At 70.2% G+C, this 18,849-nt stretch carries 16 protein-coding genes; 4 read left to right on the top strand and 12 right to left on the bottom strand.

Annotated elements, in window-relative coordinates:
* The first annotated feature begins 112 nt into the window (after positions 1–112).
* The gene (locus ACYVGD_RS06960; RefSeq protein ID WP_460742364.1) at positions 113–1,813 is read left to right on the top strand and encodes an acyl-CoA mutase large subunit family protein; all 1,701 of its coding nucleotides are present in this window, start codon (positions 113–115) and stop codon (positions 1,811–1,813) included.
* A 29-nt stretch (positions 1,814–1,842) separates the two neighbouring features.
* Positions 1,843–3,588 carry a potassium channel family protein gene (locus tag ACYVGD_RS06955; RefSeq protein ID WP_460742362.1) on the top strand — a complete coding sequence of 582 codons (1,746 nt, stop codon included), beginning with the start codon at positions 1,843–1,845 and terminating at the stop codon, positions 3,586–3,588.
* Here the strand turns inward: ACYVGD_RS06955 and ACYVGD_RS06950 are convergent.
* The 4 genes from ACYVGD_RS06950 to ACYVGD_RS06935 all read right to left on the bottom strand — a co-directional run bounded on the left by ACYVGD_RS06950 (position 3,561) and on the right by ACYVGD_RS06935 (position 7,958).
* Positions 3,561–4,625, bottom strand: coding sequence for a YihY/virulence factor BrkB family protein (locus ACYVGD_RS06950; RefSeq protein WP_460742360.1), 1,065 nt, complete (start codon positions 4,623–4,625; stop codon positions 3,561–3,563). The two genes, ACYVGD_RS06955 and ACYVGD_RS06950, sit on opposite strands and share 28 nt — an antisense overlap.
* A gap of 137 nt (positions 4,626–4,762) precedes the next feature.
* Complete coding sequence (locus ACYVGD_RS06945) at positions 4,763–5,866, bottom strand: YihY/virulence factor BrkB family protein (protein WP_460742359.1); 1,104 nt, start codon at positions 5,864–5,866, stop codon at positions 4,763–4,765.
* A gap of 99 nt (positions 5,867–5,965) precedes the next feature.
* Positions 5,966–7,594 (bottom strand): phosphoglucomutase (alpha-D-glucose-1,6-bisphosphate-dependent), encoded by a 1,629-nt coding sequence (gene pgm, locus ACYVGD_RS06940; protein WP_460742357.1) that lies wholly within the window; start codon positions 7,592–7,594, stop codon positions 5,966–5,968.
* A gap of 28 nt (positions 7,595–7,622) precedes the next feature.
* Positions 7,623–7,958 (bottom strand): YnfA family protein, encoded by a 336-nt coding sequence (locus ACYVGD_RS06935; RefSeq protein ID WP_460742355.1) that lies wholly within the window; start codon positions 7,956–7,958, stop codon positions 7,623–7,625.
* A gap of 60 nt (positions 7,959–8,018) precedes the next feature.
* Here ACYVGD_RS06935 and ACYVGD_RS06930 point away from each other — a divergent pair, with 60 nt between their 5' ends.
* A complete protein-coding gene (locus tag ACYVGD_RS06930; protein ID WP_460742354.1) occupies positions 8,019–8,939 on the top strand; it encodes a tetratricopeptide repeat protein in 921 nt (306 codons plus the stop codon).
* A 3-nt stretch (positions 8,940–8,942) separates the two neighbouring features.
* Here the strand turns inward: ACYVGD_RS06930 and ACYVGD_RS06925 are convergent, their stop codons facing one another.
* Positions 8,943–9,569 carry a hypothetical protein gene (locus ACYVGD_RS06925; RefSeq protein WP_460742352.1) on the bottom strand — a complete coding sequence of 209 codons (627 nt, stop codon included), beginning with the start codon at positions 9,567–9,569 and terminating at the stop codon, positions 8,943–8,945.
* Positions 9,570–9,654: 85 nt separating this feature from the next.
* Here ACYVGD_RS06925 and ACYVGD_RS06920 point away from each other — a divergent pair, with 85 nt between their 5' ends.
* Positions 9,655–11,013, top strand: coding sequence for an amidase (locus ACYVGD_RS06920; protein WP_460742350.1), 1,359 nt, complete (start codon positions 9,655–9,657; stop codon positions 11,011–11,013).
* 3 nt (positions 11,014–11,016) lie between these two features.
* Here ACYVGD_RS06920 and ACYVGD_RS06915 read toward each other — a convergent pair whose 3' ends face one another.
* From ACYVGD_RS06915 to treS, 7 genes are all read right to left on the bottom strand, one after another.
* Entirely contained in the window at positions 11,017–11,643 is a 627-nt protein-coding gene (locus ACYVGD_RS06915; protein WP_460742348.1) for a LysE family translocator, read from the bottom strand.
* A gap of 41 nt (positions 11,644–11,684) precedes the next feature.
* A complete protein-coding gene (locus ACYVGD_RS06910; RefSeq protein WP_460742347.1) occupies positions 11,685–11,951 on the bottom strand; it encodes an acylphosphatase in 267 nt (88 codons plus the stop codon).
* Positions 11,952–11,961: 10 nt separating this feature from the next.
* Complete coding sequence (locus ACYVGD_RS06905; protein WP_460742346.1) at positions 11,962–12,774, bottom strand: GNAT family N-acetyltransferase; 813 nt, start codon at positions 12,772–12,774, stop codon at positions 11,962–11,964.
* Between the two features lie 66 nt (positions 12,775–12,840).
* Positions 12,841–13,638 (bottom strand): NUDIX hydrolase, encoded by a 798-nt coding sequence (locus tag ACYVGD_RS06900; protein WP_460742345.1) that lies wholly within the window; start codon positions 13,636–13,638, stop codon positions 12,841–12,843.
* A 5-nt stretch (positions 13,639–13,643) separates the two neighbouring features.
* A complete protein-coding gene (gene glgB, locus ACYVGD_RS06895) occupies positions 13,644–15,671 on the bottom strand; it encodes a 1,4-alpha-glucan branching protein GlgB (protein WP_460742344.1) in 2,028 nt (675 codons plus the stop codon).
* Complete coding sequence (locus ACYVGD_RS06890; RefSeq protein ID WP_460742343.1) at positions 15,668–17,113, bottom strand: maltokinase N-terminal cap-like domain-containing protein; 1,446 nt, start codon at positions 17,111–17,113, stop codon at positions 15,668–15,670. The genes glgB and ACYVGD_RS06890 overlap by 4 nt, the downstream gene beginning before the upstream one ends.
* A complete protein-coding gene (gene treS / locus ACYVGD_RS06885) occupies positions 17,113–18,843 on the bottom strand; it encodes a maltose alpha-D-glucosyltransferase (protein WP_460742483.1) in 1,731 nt (576 codons plus the stop codon). Before treS ends, ACYVGD_RS06890 begins: the two co-directional genes overlap by 1 nt.
* Positions 18,844–18,849 lie beyond the last annotated feature (6 nt).

Here is an 18,849-nt window from a genome sequence, read left to right as displayed (position 1 = left end):
GCGGGGAGCCGTCCGTCCGTTGCCCAGAATCGTGGACAGGGAATAGTAGGGCCACCTACTATCTCGGGTGACGGTTGTCAGCGGGGACGGCCACGACTTCGAAGGGGAAGACATGACCCAGACCGGACGCGAGCGATGGATGCACGCCTGGCAGGCCGCAGTCGACAAGGGCCAGGTACGCGACGCCGACTTCACGACCCTGTCAGGAATGGAGCTCGACCCCGTCTACGGGCCCGCCGACGAGGCCGCCGACGACCGCATGGAACGCATCGGCTGGCCCGGCGAGTTCCCTTACACCCGCGGTCTCTACCCGACCGGCTACCGAGGCCGCCAGTGGACGATCCGCCAGTTCGCCGGCTTCGGCAACGCCGAGCAGACCAACCAGCGCTACAAGATGATCCTGCGCTCCGGCGGCGGCGGCCTGTCGGTCGCGTTCGACATGCCGACCCTGATGGGCCGCGACTCCGACGACGAGCGATCGCTCGGCGAGGTCGGCCACTGCGGCGTCGCGATCGACTCCGCCGCCGACATGGAGGTCCTCTTCGACGGCATCGACCTCGAGAAGACCACCACATCGATGACGATCTCTGGCCCCGCCGTGCCGGTGTTCTGCATGTACCTCGTCGCCGCCGAGCGCCAGGGCGCCGACATCACGAAGCTCAACGGCACGCTCCAGACCGACATCTTCAAGGAGTACATCGCCCAGAAGGAGTGGCTGTTCGCGCCCGAGCCGCACCTGCGCCTCATCGGCGACCTCATGGAATACACGTCGGCAAACATCCCGGCGTACAAGCCCCTGTCGGTGTCCGGCTACCACATCCGTGAGGCCGGCGCCACGGCTGCCCAGGAGCTCGCCTTCACCCTCGCTGACGGCTTCGGCTACGTGGAGCTCGGCCTGTCCCGCGGCCTCGACGTCAACGCCTTCGCCCCCGGCCTGTCGTTCTTCTTCGACGCCCACATCGACTTCTTCGAGGAGATCGCCAAGTTCCGCGCCGCCCGCCGCATCTGGGCTCGCTGGATGCGCGACACCTACGGCGCCACCTCGCCAAAGGCTCAGTGGCTGCGCTTCCACACCCAGACCGCCGGCGTCTCGCTGACCGCCCAGCAGCCCTACAACAACGTCGTACGCACCGCCCTGGAGGCGCTGTCCGCCGTCCTCGGCGGCACCAACTCACTCCACACCAACGCCCTCGACGAGACCCTCGCCCTGCCCACCGAGGAGAGCGCCGAGATCGCCCTGCGCACGCAGCAGGTCATCATGGAGGAGACCGGCGTCACCAACGTGGCCGACCCGCTCGGTGGCTCCTGGTACGTCGAGGCGCTCACCGACCGTATCGAGGCCGAGGCCGAGAAGATCTTCGCCCAGATCCGTGACATGGGCGAGAAGGCCCGCCCCGACGGCAACCATGAGATCGGCCCCATGACCTCCGGCCTGCTCCGCGGCATCGAGGAGGGCTGGTTCTCCGCCGAGATCGCCGACAGCGCCTTCATCCACCAGACCATGGTCGAGAAGGGCGAGAAGCGCATCGTCGGCGTGAACACCCTCACCGACACCATCACCGGCGAGCTCGAGATTCTCCGCGTCAGCCACGAGGTCGAGCGCGAGCAGGTCCGCGTCCTCACCGACCGCCGCGGCACCCGCCACGACGCACTCGTACGCGAGGCCCTCCAGCGCATGGTCGACGTCTCACGCACCGACGCCAACATGATCGAGCCCATGCTCGACGCCGTCCGCGCCGAGGCCACGCTCGGTGAGATCTGCAACGCCCTGCGCGCCGAGTGGGGTGAGTACACGGAGCCGGCACGCTTCTAGTGCGCTGGTCCGGCCCTAGGGTGACATCCATGTCCGTGCCCGAGCTGCCGAAGATCCGCGAGCACATCGTCGTCATCGGCTCGACGTCGACCGCGGTCCGGCTCGTCGAGGAGCTCGAGGAGTCCGGCGAGGAGGTCGTCTCGCTCACCGTCGGCGCCGACTCGGGCGTGACGGAGGACCTCGAACAGCTGGGTGCCTACGTCCGTCCCTGCTCCCACGTCCGCGACGCCGAGCTGCGCTGGGCACGCGTCCACCGTGCCAAGGCCGTCGTCGTGGTCGGATTCGACGACGTCGTCACCACGCGGATCGCCCTCGCGGTGGAGGAGGTCAACCCCCACGTGCGGCAGGTGCTCGAGCTGTCCAACCCCAGCTTCTCCGAGAAGCTCACCGCCCTGATCGGCGAGTGCGTCGTGCTGTCCTCGGCCCAGCTCGCCGCACCGAGCTTCGTCGCCGCCGCCGCCTCGGAGGGTGACGTCCACACCTTCGAGCTCGGCGGACGCGTCGTGACCGCAGGACCCGTCGAGCGCGTCTCCGGGCCCACCCTCGCGGTCCTCGGCGACTCGCGCACCCACGGCGCGGAGGCGCTCCTGCCCGGCCGTGGCGACATCGTCCTCGGTACCGGTGCCGTGGGCGGCGCCAAGCGGGGCGTACGCCGCTCCGGCGTCTGGGGGGCCATCGTCTCGGTCTTCGACCGCCGCCTGCGCTGGGTGCTGGCCGGGCTCGTCGTGCTGATGGTCGCGTCTGTCGTCTACTTCCACGAGGTCGGTCGGCAGGACTGGTGGATGTCGATCTACCTCGCCCTCACCGCCGCCACGCTCACCGACCTCGGCGACACCGACCTGCCGCTCATGGCAAAGTTCGGCGGCATCGTCATCCAGCTCTCGGGTCTCGTGCTGTCGTCCGGCATCACCGCCGTCATCGTCGACGCCCTCATCAAGTCGCGCATCGGCGAGCTCACCGGCGGCGTACGCGGCCGTCCCAGCCACCACACCGTCGTCTGCGGGCTCGGCCGCATCGGCACGTCCGTGGTCACCCACCTGCACTCGCTCGGCGTCCCCGTCGTCGCCATCGAACGCGACCAGGACGCCCCCGGCGTGCTGCGCGCCCGACGGCTGAAGATCCCCGTCATCATCGCCGAGGCCACCGACCCCGACGCTCTGGAGCAGGCCGGGCTGTCGCGCGCGGACGCCGTGCTGGCCATCACCGACAACGACGCCGCGAACCTCGAGATCGGGCTCGTCGCCAAGCAGACCCAACCCGAGGTGCGCGTCGTCACCCGCCTGTTCGACCACGACCTCGCAGGCCGCGTCGAGCGCCGTCTCGAGCTCGGCCCCACACGCTCGGTGTCGATGGTCGCCGCTCCCGCATTCGCCGCCGCAGCGCTCGGCCGGCGCAAGGAGGTCGTCCTGTCGGTCGGCCGCCGCGTCGTCATCCTCACCGACCTGCAGGTGAAGGAGGGGTCGGCCGCCGCCGGTGGGCTCGCCTGGCAGTCGCTCGTCCAGCCCGGTGAGGTGCGCGTGCTCGCCGTGCGGTACGCCGACGGCGAGTGGACCTGGACACCGGGCGACCGGCCGCTGCACGCGGGCGACCAGCTCGCCATCGCGGCGACGCGTGCCGGCCTCGCGTCGGTCCTGCAGGTCATCAAGGAGCCGACGCACGTGCTGCCCGGCCACCCCGACCCGTCCCGCATCCCCGGCCTTGGCAGCCCCTCGATGAGGTTGCCGCAGCCGCAGTGGCCATCGAGCCGTCAGTCGTCCTCGGAGCCCGACGACTGACGCCGCAGCCGCTCGCCCTCCTCGACGAGCTCTTCCTGGGTCGCCAGGGCGTCCTCGCTCGCGCGCACGTCGTGCGGTGGGAGCTGCAGCTCGTCCTCGGCGACGATGCCACCCTCGAGCTGGCGTACGCGTTCCAACCCCGCGTCGAGCTCGGCACCTGCCAGGAGTGCGACGTTCGCCAGCCACAGCCACAGCAGGAAGACGATGACCCCGCCCAGCGTGCCGTAGGTCTTGTTGAAGTTGCCGAAGTTGGCGACGTAGACCATGAAGGCCGCGGACATGATCACCCAGGCGACGATGGCCAGCACGGCACCGGGGGAGACCCAGCGCAGGTGCGGTTGGCGCACGTTCGGGGTTCCGTAGTAGATGGCGGCCACCAGAAGCACCATGATGACCAGCAGCAGCGGCCAGCGGACGACCTCGATGACCAGCGCCGCCTGGTGGCCGAAGCCGAGGTAGAACATCACCGACCGGGCCAGGGGGCCGCCCAGCACGAGCCCCAGCAGGGCGAGCGCCATGAGCAGGATGACGAGCAGGCCGATCGCGAGCTGCTGGGGCCGCAGGATCCACCAGCGGCGGCCCTCGTCGATGTCGTAGATGCGGTTCAGTGCGCGACCGGTCGCGCCGATGTACGCCGAGCTCGACCACGCCGCCCCGAACAGGCCGAGGACCAGCGTCCACGTCGACCCGCTCGACTGCTGCAACTGCACGAGCAGGTCGCGCAGCATGCCGATCGTGGCGCCGGGGATGATGCCGGAGAAGATCTCGACCAGCACGGTGCTCAGCGACTCCGCCTCACCGACGAGGCCCAGGAGCGACACGATCGCCAACAGACCCGGGAAGATCGCGAGCACGCCGTAGTAGGTCAGGCCAGCCGCGAGGTCGAGGCACTGGTCGTCGAGGAACTCGTTGGCAGCACGCCGGACGGCGTACACCACGTCGCGACGGCTCAGCTGTCCGGGCCGTGACGGTTTGGCCGGGTCGTCGGGATCGGGTGCGTCCTGACGGGTGAGGGACGAGCCGGTGCGGGGCGACATACCGCCATTATCGGTCTTGGTGGCGGAAGTCTCCGAGCTCCACGCCGTGGAACGGCGCGGGTGCCTCGCCGTGGGCCGTCAGCAGCGGACGACGCCATCGAGCGCGTCCATGCGGTGTCCACCGAAGTGGACGGCGGTCACTCGCCGTCGTCCCTGGTCGCGTCGGCCGGGCGGTCGAAGTCGTCCTCGCCGCGGGCCTCGGCCTCCTCGCGGATCTCGCGTCCCTGCGCCACGAGCTTCTCCCGCTTGTCGGCGGCCTTGTCGCTGGCCCTCGTGTCCCGGGGCGGGAGCTGCAGCGAGCGTTCCGCCTCGATGCCGGCCTGGAGCTCGCGGCTGCGCTCCATCTCCGAGTCGACCTCGGCGCCGAACAGGAGCGCGTTGTTGGTGATCCAGATCCACAGCAGGAAGATGATCACGCCACCCAGCGCGCCGTAGGTCTTGTTGTAGTTGCCGAAGTTCGCGACATAGAAGCCGAAGGCGACCGACAGCACGACCCAGATGCCGATGGCCAGCAGCGAGCCGACGCTGACCCAGCGGAACCGCGGCTGCCTCACGTTGGGGGTCCAGTAGTAGAGCAGCGCGACGAGGGCGACGACGATCGCGAGGATGAGCGGCCACTTGACGACGTTGAAGACGGTCAGGCCGAACGAGCCCAGCCCCAGCATGCGGCCGACCTGGTCGGCGATCGGGCCGCTGACGACCAGCCCGACGAGCACGAGCGCGACGAGCAGCACGCAGGCCAGGGTGATGAGCAGCTGGACCGGCTTGAGCTTCCAGACCGGGCGTCCCTCGTCGATCTCGTAGATGCGGTTCATGGCGCGGCCAAAGGCGCCGACGTATCCCGACGCCGACCATACGGCGCCGAGGACGCCGATCACCAGGCCCAGTCCCGAGCCCTTCGACTGCGCCATCTGCTCGATGGGCGCGCGCAACTGGTCGGCGGCCTCGCCGGGGGCGATGCCCCGGATCAGGTCGAGCATCGCCGTGGTCGTCTGGTCGGCCTGGCCGACGACGCCCAGCAGAGACACGACGGCCACGAGCCCGGGGAACAGCGCGAGCACCGAGTAGTAGGTCAGCCCGGCGGCGAGGTCGGTGCACTGGTCCTTGGTGAACTCGTTGAGGGCCTTCTTGCCCGTGAACCTCCAACTGGTCGGGTGGAGGTCGTCGGGGGAGGAGGGCTTGCGCGGGTCGTCCGGGGCGGGTGCGTCGGACTTCTTCTCTGCGGTGCCTTCAGTTGTCATGACCGCTACTTTATCGACATATGACGACGGCTCCCCCGGCGCGGCGTGCGCCGGGGGAGCCGTGGTGGTCGGGTGGGCGTACCTGGTCGCCGCCGGGCCTCAGCCCAGGACCGAGGAGACCAGGTCCTTGGCCTCCTCCTGGACCTTCGCGAGATGGTCGGCGCCGGTGAGCGACTCGGCGTAGATCTTGTACTTGTCCTCCGTGCCGGACGGGCGGGCGGCGAACCAGGCGCTCTCGGTGGCGACCTTCAGCCCGCCGATGGCGGCCCCGTTGCCGGGCGCCTCGGTGAGGACAGCGGTGATCTTCTCGCCCGCCAGCTCGGTGGCCCTCACGTCGGACGCGCTGAGCGCGGACAGGGCCGCCTTCTGCTCGCGGTTCGCCTCGTTGTCGATGCGCGCGTAGTACGACTTCCCGTGGCGCTCCTCGATCTTGGCGTACCGCTGCGAGGGGGACTCGCCGGTGACGGCCTGGATCTCCGAGGCCAGCAGCGCCAGCAGGATTCCGTCCTTGTCGGTGGTCCACGTCGAGCCGTCGAGGGCGAGGAACGACGCGCCCGCGGATTCCTCGCCGCCGAAGCCGAGGTCGCCCGAGATCAGGCCGGGCACGAACCACTTGAAGCCGACGGGCACCTCGACGAGGCGACGGCCGAGCTCGCCGGCGACCTTGTCGATGAGGCTCGAGGAGACCAGGGTCTTGCCGACGCCGGCGTCGGCCGACCAGCCCTCGCGGTGGGCGAACAGGTATTCGATGGCGGTGGCCAGATAGGCGTTTGGGTTCATGAGGCCGAAGTCGGGGGTGACGATGCCGTGACGGTCGGAGTCGGCGTCGTTGCCGGTGGCGATCTGGAATTTCTTCCGGTTGGCGATCAGCGAGGCCATCGCGTTCGGCGAGGAGCAGTCCATGCGGATCTTGCCGTCGGTGTCGAGGGTCATGAAGCGCCACGTCGGGTCGACCTCTGGGTTCACCACGGTCAGGTCGAGACCGAGGCGCTCGGCGATGTGGCCCCAGTAGGCCACCGACGCGCCGCCCATCGGGTCGGCGCCGATGCGTACGCCGGCCTCGCGGACCGCGTCCAGGTTCAGTGCGTTCTTCAGGTCGTCGCAGTAGGCCGACATGTAGTCGAACACCTGCGCATCGGCGAACGCCTTCTCGAACGGCGTACGCCGGATCGCGGAGCGATCGCGCATGAGCTCGTTGGCGCGGGCGGCGATCCACTTCGTGGCATCGGTGTCGGCGGGGCCGCCGTTCGGCGGGTTGTACTTGAAGCCGCCGTCGCGGGGCGGGTTGTGCGACGGCGTCACGACGATGCCGTCCGCATCGGCCTGGGCCTTCGTGGCGTTGTGGACGATGATGGCGCGGCTCACCGCGGGCGTCGGTGTGTATTCGTCCTCGCGTTCGCAGCGGATGTCGACGCCGTTGGCGTGGAGCACCTCGATGGCGGTCTTCCAGGCGGGCAGGGACAGGGCGTGGGTGTCCTTGCCGAGGAACAGCGGGCCGGTGGTGCCCTGCTGGGCGCGGTATTCCACGATGGCCTGTGTGGTCGCCGCGATGTGGAGCTCGTTGAACTTCGTGTCGAGGCTCGACCCGCGGTGGCCCGATGTGCCAAACACGACCTGCTGGTCGATGTCATCGGGGTCGGGGGTGAGGTCGTAGTAGGCGCCGATGACGGCGTCGACGTCGATGAGATCTTCCGTACGGGCCGGCTGCCCTGCGCGCTCGTGTGCCATGTCCCGATCGTATTGCGGCGGGCCCGGATCAGGCCGGGCGGGGTGCGTACATGATCACCGCCACGCCGACGAGCGCGATGAGGGCCCCCACCACGTCGTACCGGTCGGGCCGGAACCCGTCCAGGGCCATGCCCCACAGCAGGGAACCGGCGATGAAGACACCCCCGTACGCGGCCAGGATGCGACCGAAGCTCGCGTCGGGCTGCAGCGTGGCGACGAACCCGTACGCGCCCAGCGCGACCACGCCCGCTCCCATCCAGAGCCAGCCGCGGTGCTCACGCACGCCCTGCCAGACGAGCCACGCACCGCCGATCTCGCAGACGGCGGCGAGGAGGAACAGCATGACCGAGCGAAGGATCTCCATGGCGGTCATTGTGCCGGTGCCGTTGCGGTGCAGGCCGCGGATGCTGGAACAATGGCGCCCATGACGTCTGCGAACTTCGGCCGTGCCATGGACCTGTCCGCCCTCAAGAGCTCCGCACCCGCCGGGGGTGGGGGTGCGCCCGCGGGTGGTGCCCGCTATGTCGTCGAGGTGGCCGACGTCAAGGAGTTCGAGGGCCTGCTCCGCAAGTCGCTGCAGCACCCCGTCGTGGTCGAGTTCACGTCCGCGCGTGCCGAGGGCGCGGCCCAGCTGTCGAAGGACCTCGCCGACCTGGCCAACGCGGCCGGCGGCAAGTACCTCTTGGCACGCGTCGACTGCGACCAGCACCTCGAGATCGCGCAGGCGCTGCGCATTCAGGCCGTGCCGACCGCCGTGGCGTTCATCGGCGGCCAGCCGCTCCCGCTGTTCGAGGGCGCCTACTCGAAGGACCAGATCTCCGCCGTGCTCGATCAGGTCGTCCAGACCGCGGCCGCCAACGGGGTCATCGGCCAGGCCGAGCCTGTCGCCGGCGGCGCCCCGCAGGGCGACGACGAGGGGGAGTCCGAGGCCGCGCCCGACCCGCGCTACGCGGCCGCGTACGACGCCATGGAGGCGGGCGACTTTGCGAAGGCCGTCGAGGAGTTCGACAAGCTCCTGGCCGAGACCCCCGGCGACTCCGAGGCCCAGGCCGGCCGCGCGCAGGCCGGGCTGCTGGCCCGCTCGATGGGCCTGACCGGCGACGAGGTCGCGAAGGCCGACGCCGCACCCGACGACCTCGACGCCCAGCTCGCCGCGGCGGACGCCCAGCTCGTGCAGGGCGACTCCGCCGGCGCGTTCGCCCGTCTCATCGATGTGGTGCGCCGCACCTCCGGTGACGACCGCGACAGGGTCCGCAAGCACCTCATCGAGCTGTTCGAGACCATCGGCAACAGCGACCCGGCGGTGCTCAAGGCCCGTCGCGACCTGATGACGGCGCTGTTCTGACCCTCAGTTCTCGAAGTAGCGGGCGTCCACGAAGAAGCGCACCGCCACCCGGTGGTCGCGCAGCAACCCGACGGCATACTCGGGAGGCTTCGGCTCGCCGTCGCCGGCCACGGAGATCTCCATGCGCTCGCGGTGGTTGTCTCGCTCATAGGAGGCTCCGGGCATGCCCGAGAGGGGATAGCCCTCGGGGAAGGCGCCCGGTGGCTTCGGCGAGTTGTACCAGCGGTCGTAGTAGTTGGTCTTGATGTCCCTCAGCGACCACTGGCCGCCGGGCGCCCATCCCTGCGCGTCGACCTTGGGGGAGAGGGAGTCGACCACCCCCGGGTAGTCGGAGTGGACGCCGAAGACCTTCGAGACCGTCACGCTGCACCGGTTGTCCCACGGATCGTCGATCTTCCAGTTGTGCTGGCCCTGCTCGCAGCGGTGGGAGATCGACGCCTCGCCTGCGGGCGCCCATCCCGCGCCCAGGTCGTCGATGCGGCGCACGAGGTCAGCCGTGGCCTGTTCCCGCGCCTGCGCGACCTTCGGGGACTGCGGGTCGACCGGAGGGTCGTGGAACAGGCCACATCCGGAGGCAGCGACCACGAGACAGAGCGCTCCGGCGATGGCTGCTCGGCGGGGCTGGTTCATCGGGTCTCCTCCTTCGGGTCACCGGTCAGCGTAGGGCGCGCAGGGCCCACGGTCGACGCCCCGGCCCCGTCGATAGGCTCGCGGCATGGAAATGATGCCCACCGCCATCGACATCGCCGACGGGGTCCGCTCGGGGAGGGTCACCGCCACCCAGGTCGTCGAGGAGTCGCTGGCCCGCATCGCCGCCCATGACCCCGAGGTCAACGCCTTCACCACGGTCCTCGCCGACGAGGCCCGCGCCGAGGCGGCGGCGCTCGATGCCGGCGACACACGCCGCGAGGGACCGCTGGCTGGTGTGCCGGTTGCGGTCAAGGCACAGCTCGACGTGGCCGGGCATGTCACCACCCACGGCGGGCGCGCCAACTCGCGTCCGGCAGACGCCGACTGCGAGGTCGTACGCCGGCTCCGCGCCGCCGGTGCCGTGGTCGTGGGCATGACGAACATGCCCGAGTTCGGACAGTTCCCGTTCACCGAGTCGGCGCGCTACGGCATGACGCTCAACCCCGTCGCCCCGGGGCGTACGCCGGGTGGGTCGAGCGGCGGCTCGGCCGCGGCCGTCGCGGCAGGGATGGTGCCCGTCGCGATCGGCACCGACGGCGGCGGCTCCATCCGCATCCCCGCCTCGTGCTGCGGGCTCGTCGGGCTGAAGGCCAGCCGCGGCCGCGTCTCGCCCGCCCCGGCCCGCGACTCGTGGGGCACGCTCGGCATCGCCGGTCCGATCACGACGACGGTCGCCGACCAGGCGCTCGTCCACGAGGTCGTCAACGGCAACGTGCCGACCGACCGCTTCACCCTCGATGTCCCGCAGGTGTCCCCGGCCCAGGCCGTGACGACTCCGCCGCAGTCTCTGCGCGTCGGCCTGCTGCTGCGTACGACCGCCCCGGGCGTCGTGGTCGACCCCGAGGTCGCCGCAGCCCTCGAGGCGTACGCCCAGCGCCTGCGCGCGCTCGGTCATCAGGTGGTCTCGATCGGTGCCCGCATCCCGAACCAGACCGCGGCCTTCGTCCCGCAGATGTACGCCGGTATGCGCGACGTCGCCGCGGGCGTGCAGCACCCGGAGCTGCTCGAGGCGCGCACCCGCACGACCATCGCCCGATCGCGCGTCGTCGGCTCGCCGCTCGCCGTGCGGCGCGCGCTGGCCGAGGCCGGGCGCGTGACCGCGGCGGTGGATGCCGTGCTCGACGACGTGGACGTCCTGCTCACGCCGACGCTGGCCTGCCTGCCCCGGTCCCTGGGCCAGCTCGACGCCGTCGGCGCCGCGGTGGCCACCGCACGGGCGGTGCCGATGGTCGCGTTCACCTCGCTCTTCAACGTCTCCGGCCATCCCGCGATGTCGGTTCCCGCGGGAACCGCGGGCGACGGCACGCCCATCGGCGCCCAGCTCGTCGCACCTGTGGGCCGCGAGGACCTGCTGTACGCGCTGGCCGCGCAGGCCTCGCGCTGAGCGTCAGGCGCGCAGCACGTCGACGACGAACCAGATCGCGAGCAGCAGGTAGACCGCGGCGGCGACGCCGTTGAGCACGGTCGTCGTGCGGCGCGAGCGCGTCAGCAGGCCGCCGAGCGTGCCCGCCGCCTGACCGATCGCACCGTAGAGCACGACCTCGGTCGCCACGTTGACCGCGCCCAGCATCGCCAGCTGCAGGCCGGGTGAGGTCGCGTTCCCGAGGAAGCCGGGCAGGACCGCCAGGAAGAACAGGATGATCTTCGGGTTCGTGAGGCTGATGAGCAATCCGCGCCCGAACCACCGGCGTCCGCCCGCCTCGACCTGCGGGGCGTCCGACGCGGACCGCAGGGTGCGCAGGGTCGACCAGGCCAGCCAGACGAGATAGGCGGCGCCGAGGAGCCGGATGGCGTCAATCAGCCACGGGTAGGCCTGGGCCACGCCTGCCACGCCCAGGGCCACCGCCGCGGCGTACACGGCCATGCCGGTCCCGATGCCGAGGATGGCTCGCAGCGCTGCTCGGCGGCCTCCCTCGATGCCCACGGCCAGCATGTAGAGCATGTCCGGCCCGGGCGGGAGCAGGAAGAGAAGGATCACTGCCAAGAACGCTGGCAGCACCGTGGGGTCGACCACTGTCATCTCCTGTCATGAGCGCGGACACTGTCTCCGCAGGCCTACCAGACCTCGAAGTCGCTGAACCCGTCGGGGGTGACGTCGCTGACCTGGACCTCGTCGACTCGGGCGGCGTCCGGGCCGTCGTGGCACCACGCCACGAACTCGTCGACCGCGGTGTCGTCGCCCTCGGCGTGGAGGCGCACCGACCCGTCGGTCTCGTTGCGCACCCACCCCGCCAGCCCCAGCCGCTGGGCGACCTCCACGGTGGTGGCGCGGTAGAACACGCCTTGGACACGCCCGGTCACGCGGGCCTCGATCGCTCTCACATCGGCCTGCTCAGTCGTCGGGACCGAGCGTACGCCGCCACACCGCCGGCGTCGTCGTGGTGATGGCCAGCAGCCCCGCGCGCTCCAGGATGGGCCGGGAGTACGCCGTGCAGTCTGACTGGACGAACCGTTTGCCGCGGGCGAGCGCCGAACGGGCACGGGCTGCCGTCAGTGCGCGGTAGAGGCCGCGGCCGCGGTGCTCTGCGGCGCACGCCCCGCCCCAGATCGTCGCGAAGTCGGTGTCGTCGACGAAGTCGACGCGGCCGGAGCAGACGACCACGCCGGCCCGGTCGCGGACGGCCCACATTTCGAAGGAGTCGGGGGCGGTCGCGAACCGGTGGGCGAGCTCGTCGGCCTGCTGGCGGCACTGCTCGGGGGTGTCGCCGAACACGGCACCCGCCAACGACTCGGCCTCGCGGATCTCCGCCTCGGTCCCGGCGCGGTGGAGCGTGTGGCCGGCTGGGAGCCCGGGGTCGGCGGCGACGACCGCGGAGATCTCGCCGGCCATGACCGTCTCGACCTCCTCGTGTGCGAACCCGTACGTGGGCAGCACCGTGGCCGGGTTGGGGGAGTCGTGGCCACGGGTCTTCCACTCGAAGTGGCTGACGCGCTCGTCGGCCGCGAAATAGGCGACAGCCTGCTCGACGAGCGGCTTGAGATCGGTGCCCGGCGGCAGCGGTCGGTGGGTCAGGAACCCGCGCTGACGCCCCGGGAACGTCGCCAGCCACAGCGGACCGATCGGGGTGACCTCGTCGGCGTCGGCGATCTCGGTCTCGCCCCGCAGCTCGTCGTCGTACGCCCGCAACAACCCTGCAGCATCCATGCGTGCACTATCGCAGCGGGGACGCGCCGACGGCAACGGATTTCCCGGGGGGGAGCGACCCTCGACTCAGGGCCGTGGGCCCGGCGTACCGTCCTCGGTGTAGAGGATCTCGCCCTCGGCCAGGGCGAGCGCCTCGGTCAGCCGACGGGCCGACAGCTCGGAGACGTGGTCGCCGAGGTCGGCGGGCTCGACCCAGTGCAGGGCGACGATCTCCGACTCCTGCTTGACCATGGACGCGATGGTGTCGCCGTCCAGCACGCCGCCGTCGAAGATGAACTCCATGGCGTCGTCCCAGCCCAGGTAGGGCGGCATCCAGTCGACCAGCACCAGGCGCAGGTCGGCGACGTCGATGCCGAGTTCTTCCTTCACCTCGCGGTGTGCGCCCACCCGCGGCGACTCGTGGTTCTCGACCACGCCACCGGGCAGCTCGTAGTCGTCCTTGTAGTGGGTGTCGCACAGCAGGATGCGCCCCGCCTCGTCACGCAGCACCACGTGGCCGATCACGCGCTTGGTCGGCAGCACCGAGTTCATCACGCCCGAGAAGCCGCCCGGACCGTAGACGATGTCGTCGGCCAGCCGCGCATACAGGTGCACGTCGACCAGGCTGCCATCGGGCATGGTGAACGCCTTGCGCCGCGTGCCCTCCAGCCGGAACCCCGCCCGGTGCACGGCCCGGCGCGCCATCGAGTCGACCGCTGGCAGCGACACCTCGACCCGGTGCAGGCCCTGGGCCATCAGCGAGTCGTCGGCGGCCAACGAGACAGCCTTCTCGAGCGTGGCCGGGTCGGTGGCCCCCGACCACTGGAGCTCACCGATCCCAGGCTGGCTGACGTTGACCTTGATCTGGAACTCGTCGGGGGCCACGGGGCTCAGTGCCCCTCGCGCTCGGCGTGCCCCTCGGCGGCCGCGAGGCCGATCGCCCGGGCCTCGGCGCGGTGGGCGGCCTCGACCTCGGGGGCGACCCGCTGGGCGTCGTTCTCGACCGGCTCGTCGGCCCCGATGCCGGTCGGGTCGTAGCGCAGCCAGACGGTCGACAGCGACGGCACGTTCAGCGAGGCGCTGGCCGGCTTGTCGTTCCACGGCATGTCGGTGGCGACGACCTGGCCGTTGTGCCACTGGCCCGAACCGTCGAACTCGGCGTCGTCGGTGTTGAGGATCTCGGTCCACGCGCCGGCCACGGGCAGGCCGATGCGGTAGCCCTCACGGGTCACCGGCGAGAAGTTCACCACGGCGGCCACCAGGTCGCCCTGGCCGTCGGAACGGACGAACGAGAAGACGTTGCCGCCGGTGTCGTCGGCGTTGATCCACTGGAAACCGGCAGGGTCGTTGTCGAGCCGCCACAGCGCCGGCGTCTGCTTGTAGACCTCGTTGAGGCGGCGGAACAGCAGCTGCAGGCCGCGGTGGCCCCACAGGTCGGAGACCCACCACTCGAGGCCCTTGGTCTCGCTGAACTCCGAGCGTTGCCCGAACTCGTTGCCCATGAACGTGAGCATCTTGCCGGGGTGGGACCACATGAACGAGTAGTAGGCGCGCAGGGTGGCGAACTTATGCCAGTCGTCGCCGGGCACCTTGTTGACCATGGAGCCCTTGCCGTGCACGACCTCGTCGTGGCTGATCGGCAGCACGAAGTTCTCGGAGAACGCGTACACCATCGAGAACGTCATGTCGTGGTGGTGGTACTGGCGGTGCACCGGCTCGCGCGAGATGTAGGACAGAGTGTCGTTCATCCAACCCATGTTCCACTTGAAGCCGAAGCCTAGGCCGTCGTGGTCGACGCGTCGGGTGACGCCCGGCCATGAGGTCGACTCCTCGGCGATCGTCATGACGCCGGGCACACGCTCGTAGAGGTGGGAGTTCACGTAGCGCAAGAAGTCGACCGCCTCGAGGTTCTCGCGACCGCCGTACTGGTTCGGCACCCAGTCGTCGCCGCGTGAGTAGTCGAGGTAGAGCATCGAGGCCACGGCGTCGACACGCAGCGCGTCGATGTGGAACTCCTGGCACCAGTACAGCGCGTTCGACACGAGGAACGACTTGACCTCGTTGCGACCGAAGTTGAACACGTACGTGCCCCAGTCGGGCTGCTCGCCCTGGCGCGGGTCGGCGTGCTCGTAGAGCGCCGTGCCGTCGAAGCGGCCCAGCGCCCACTCGTCCTTCGGGAAGTGTCCGGGCACCCAGTCCATGATCACACCGATGCCCGCCTGATGGAGGCAGTCGATCAGGTAGCGCAGCTCATCGGGCGTGCCGAACGGCGACATGGGCGCGAAGTAGCCCGTCACCTGGTAGCCCCACGACGGCGCGTACGGGTGTTGCGCCAGCGGCAGGAACTCGACGTGGGTGTAGCCCTGCCACGACACGTACTCGACGAGCTCGTGGGCGAGCTCCACGTACGTCTTGCCGGGACGCCAGCCACCGAGGTGGACTTCATAGATCGATATCGGCTCAGCGTGCGGCTGAGCTTGGGCGCGGCGCTCCAGCCACTCGGCGTCGTTCCACTCGTGGCGCGAGACCGTGACGATCGAACCGGTCTCGGGCGGGCCCTGCGCGAAGCGGGCCATCGGGTCGGCACGGTCGATCCAGCGGCCGTCGGCGCCGTGGACCTTGTATTTGTAGACATGGCCCTCGGCGGCCTCCCGCACGAACAGGCCCCACACGCCGGAGCCCGGGATGAGCTCCATCGGGTGCGACTCGCCGTTCCAGCCGTTGAAGTCACCGATGAGGCGTACCTCACGCGCGTTGGGGGCCCAGACGGCGAAGCGTACGCCGGTCACCTGCCCACCCTCGCCGTCGTCGACGGTCACGACGTGGGCGCCGAGGCGCTTCCAGACCTCGGTGTCGCCACCGGAGTGGAAGCCCTCGAAGTCCCAGCCCTTCAGGCCTGCGAACTTGTCCATGGTCATCGGTTGTCCTCCGTGGTCGGGGTCGTGGGGTCAGGATCGGGGGCGGTGCTGAGCGCGGCGAGCGCGGACAGCGGGAAGGGGAGCCAGTCGGGGCGGTTGCGGGCCTCGTACATGACCTCGTAGACGGCCTTGTCGGCCATGTACGCCCGCAGCACGAGGGCGTCGTCGGCCGGGTCGGCCTGGCCTGTCTGGTTGGTCTGGTCGGCGGTGCCACGGCCGGCACGGTACGCCGACTCGAACGCCCGCGAGGTCGCCTCGACCCACGCGCTGGCGGCGCCGGCATCAGCCCCTGCGAGCGTCGCTGCGGCGCCCGCGTAGTCGAACGAGCGCAGCATGCCCGCCACGTCACGCCAGGCGGTGTCGAGAGCGCGACGCTCGTCGAGCGACTTGAGGGGCTCGCCCTCGAAGTCGATGATCTTCCAGCGCCGCTCACCGTCGGCGTCGGTCGCCAGCAGCGTCTGTCCCAGATGGAAGTCGCCGTGGACACGCTGGACGGTCAGATCGAGGCCGCCGAGTGAGGCGAACGTGGCGCGCAGGCCGTCGGCCAGCGACCCGAGCTCGGCCGACAGCGGGACCGTCGCGTCGAGCCGGCGACGCATCTCGGGCACGACATCGGCGCCCGGTCGCGTGCTGGTGCCGAACTCGCTCGCCAGCGCCCCGTGGACCTCGGCGAGGGCCGAGCCCAGAGCGGCGGCGTCGGTGGTGAAGTCGCGGCCCTCACGGCAGGCGGCCACGGCCAGCTCCCAGCCGTCGGCGGCCTCGCGGAACTGCTCCACCAACATGCCGAGGTCGGCCGACAGGCGCTCGCCGTTGCGCGTCCACGAACCCTCGATCCAGCCGTGGAGACGGGCGGCTCCCGCGACCTCGCCGCCGAAGGCGTCATGGACCTCGATGTCGAGGTTGCGGCCCAGCTCGAGGCGGCGGAACAGCTTCAGCATGGCCACGTCGGCGTACATGATCGACGAGTTCGACTGCTCCCCGCCGAACAGGCGAGGGGCCAGCGACGCCGTCAGGCCGGTGGCATCGGGCAGGTGGGCGGCGAGCGTGGCGCCGCCGGCCTCGTGGGAGGCCTCGCCCAGCATCATCGCCAGCAGCACCTCGAGCGAGTCGGGGTCGCGCAGCGCGTCGTGGACGTCGACCACGCCGTGCGGGTCGAGCTCGGCCGAGCCGATCAGCGACGAGGCCTCGCCGACGGAGTCGGCGTCGCGATAGGTCAGCGGCACCAGGTAGTGGTGGGTCTCGCGGTCGCCGTCGGCGTACGCCACCTCGGCGATCTCGAAACGCGTGAGCGGCAGCTCGTCGCCGGGGGTGAGCGCGGGTAGCGGGGTCAGCGCGACCATCCGGCCGTCACGCCCCTTGCCGCCGAACCAGCGGGCGCGCTGCATGTGGTCCCACACCAGCTTCTCGCGGTCGTGGCCCGAACCGAAGACTGCGTCGAGCATCAGGCGTCCTCCTCCTCGGTGATCAGCGGCAGGTCGGGGTCGTGGGCCATGATCCGCAGCCACAGGAAGCCGTGGCCGGCGACCTCGACCTCGTACGCCGACGCCGACTCCTCGTCGATGGGGTGGTGGTCCTGGTCGCGGAGCAGGTCGAACGGCACCAGCCCGCGGAACCGCTCCAGGTCGAGCGTGACCTTCTGGGCCTCCGACGACAGGTTGTTCACGCACAGCACCGACACGCGCGGCTCGCCGGGCCCGCCGCGGTGGCTGCGCAGGAACGAGAACACCTTCTCGTTGTCTCCACCGAGGTCTTCGAACGTGCCGAGACCGAACACGGGGTGGTTGCGCCGGATGACGAGCATGGCGCGCAGCCACAGCAGCAGCGAGCCGGGGTCCATCATCTGCGCCTCGACGTTGACCGCGCGCTGGTCGAACGCCGGGTCCTTGATCAGCGGCAGGTAGAAGTCCTCCTCGTCACCCTCGGAGAACCCGGCACCCTCGACGTCGGCCCACTGCATCGGGGTGCGTACGCCGTCGCGGTCGTTGAGCCAGATGTTGTCGCCCATGCCGATCTCGTCGCCGTAGTAGAGCACCGGCGAACCCGGCAGGGCGAGCAGCATCGCGTGGAGCAGGTGGATGCGCTTCATGTCGCCGTCGACCAGCGGCGCGAGGCGGCGGCGGATGCCGATGTTGCACTTCATGCGAGGGTCCGGCGCGTATTCCGACCACATGTATTCGCGGTCGGCGTCGTTGACCATCTCGAGCGTCAGCTCGTCGTGGTTGCGCAGGAACGTGCCCCACTGGCAGCCCGGCGGGATCTCCGGGGTGTCGGCGAGGATCTCGGAGATGCACGTACGCGACTCCTGGCGCAGGCCCATGTAGAGCCGAGGCATCACCGGGAAGTGGAACGCCATCTGGCACTCGTCGTCGTCGCCGAAGTATTCGACGACGTCGTGCGGCCACTGGTTGGCCTCGCACAGCAGGATGCGCCCGGGGTAGTCCTCGTCGACCATGCGCCGGACCTGCTTGAGGATGTCGTGGGTGCCCACGAGGTTCTCGCAGTTCGTGCCGTCCTCCTCGATCAGGTAGGGCACAGCGTCGAGGCGGAACCCGTCGATGCCCTTGTCGAGCCAGAACCGGATAGCGTCCAGCATCTCCTGGATGACCTTCGGGTTCTCGAAGTTCAGGTCGGGCTGGTGGTGGTAGAAGCGGTGCCAGAACCACTGTCCGCGCACCTCGTCGTACGCCCAGTTCGACGGCTGGTGGTCGACGAAGATGATGCGGGCGTCCTCGTAGACCGGCGGCGGCGTGCCCGCGGGGTCGTCGGGGTGGCCGTCGGCCCACACATAGTAGTCGCCGTAGGGGCCGTCGGGGTCGGTGCGCGACGCCTGGAACCACGGGTGCTGGTCGCTGGTGTGGTTCATGACGAAGTCGATGATGATGCGGATGCCGCGTTCGTGGGCGCCGTCGATGAAGCGTACGAACTCCTCCAGCGTGCCCAGCTCGGGCAGCACGTCGGTGTAGTCGGCTACGTCGTAGCCGCCGTCACCCAGCGGCGACGGGAAGAACGGCGGCAGCCAGATGCAGTCGACGCCCAGCCACTGCAGGTAGTCGAGCTTCTCATTCAGGCCGGCGAAGTCGCCGATGCCGTCGCCGTTGGAGTCACGGAAGCTGCGCACCATGACCTCGTAGAAGACGGCCTTCTTGAACCACTCGCCGTCGGTGGGGTCCATGCCCGC

This window comes from Mariniluteicoccus endophyticus, assembly GCF_054780035.1.
This window is presented reverse-complemented; position numbering and strand designations above follow the sequence as displayed.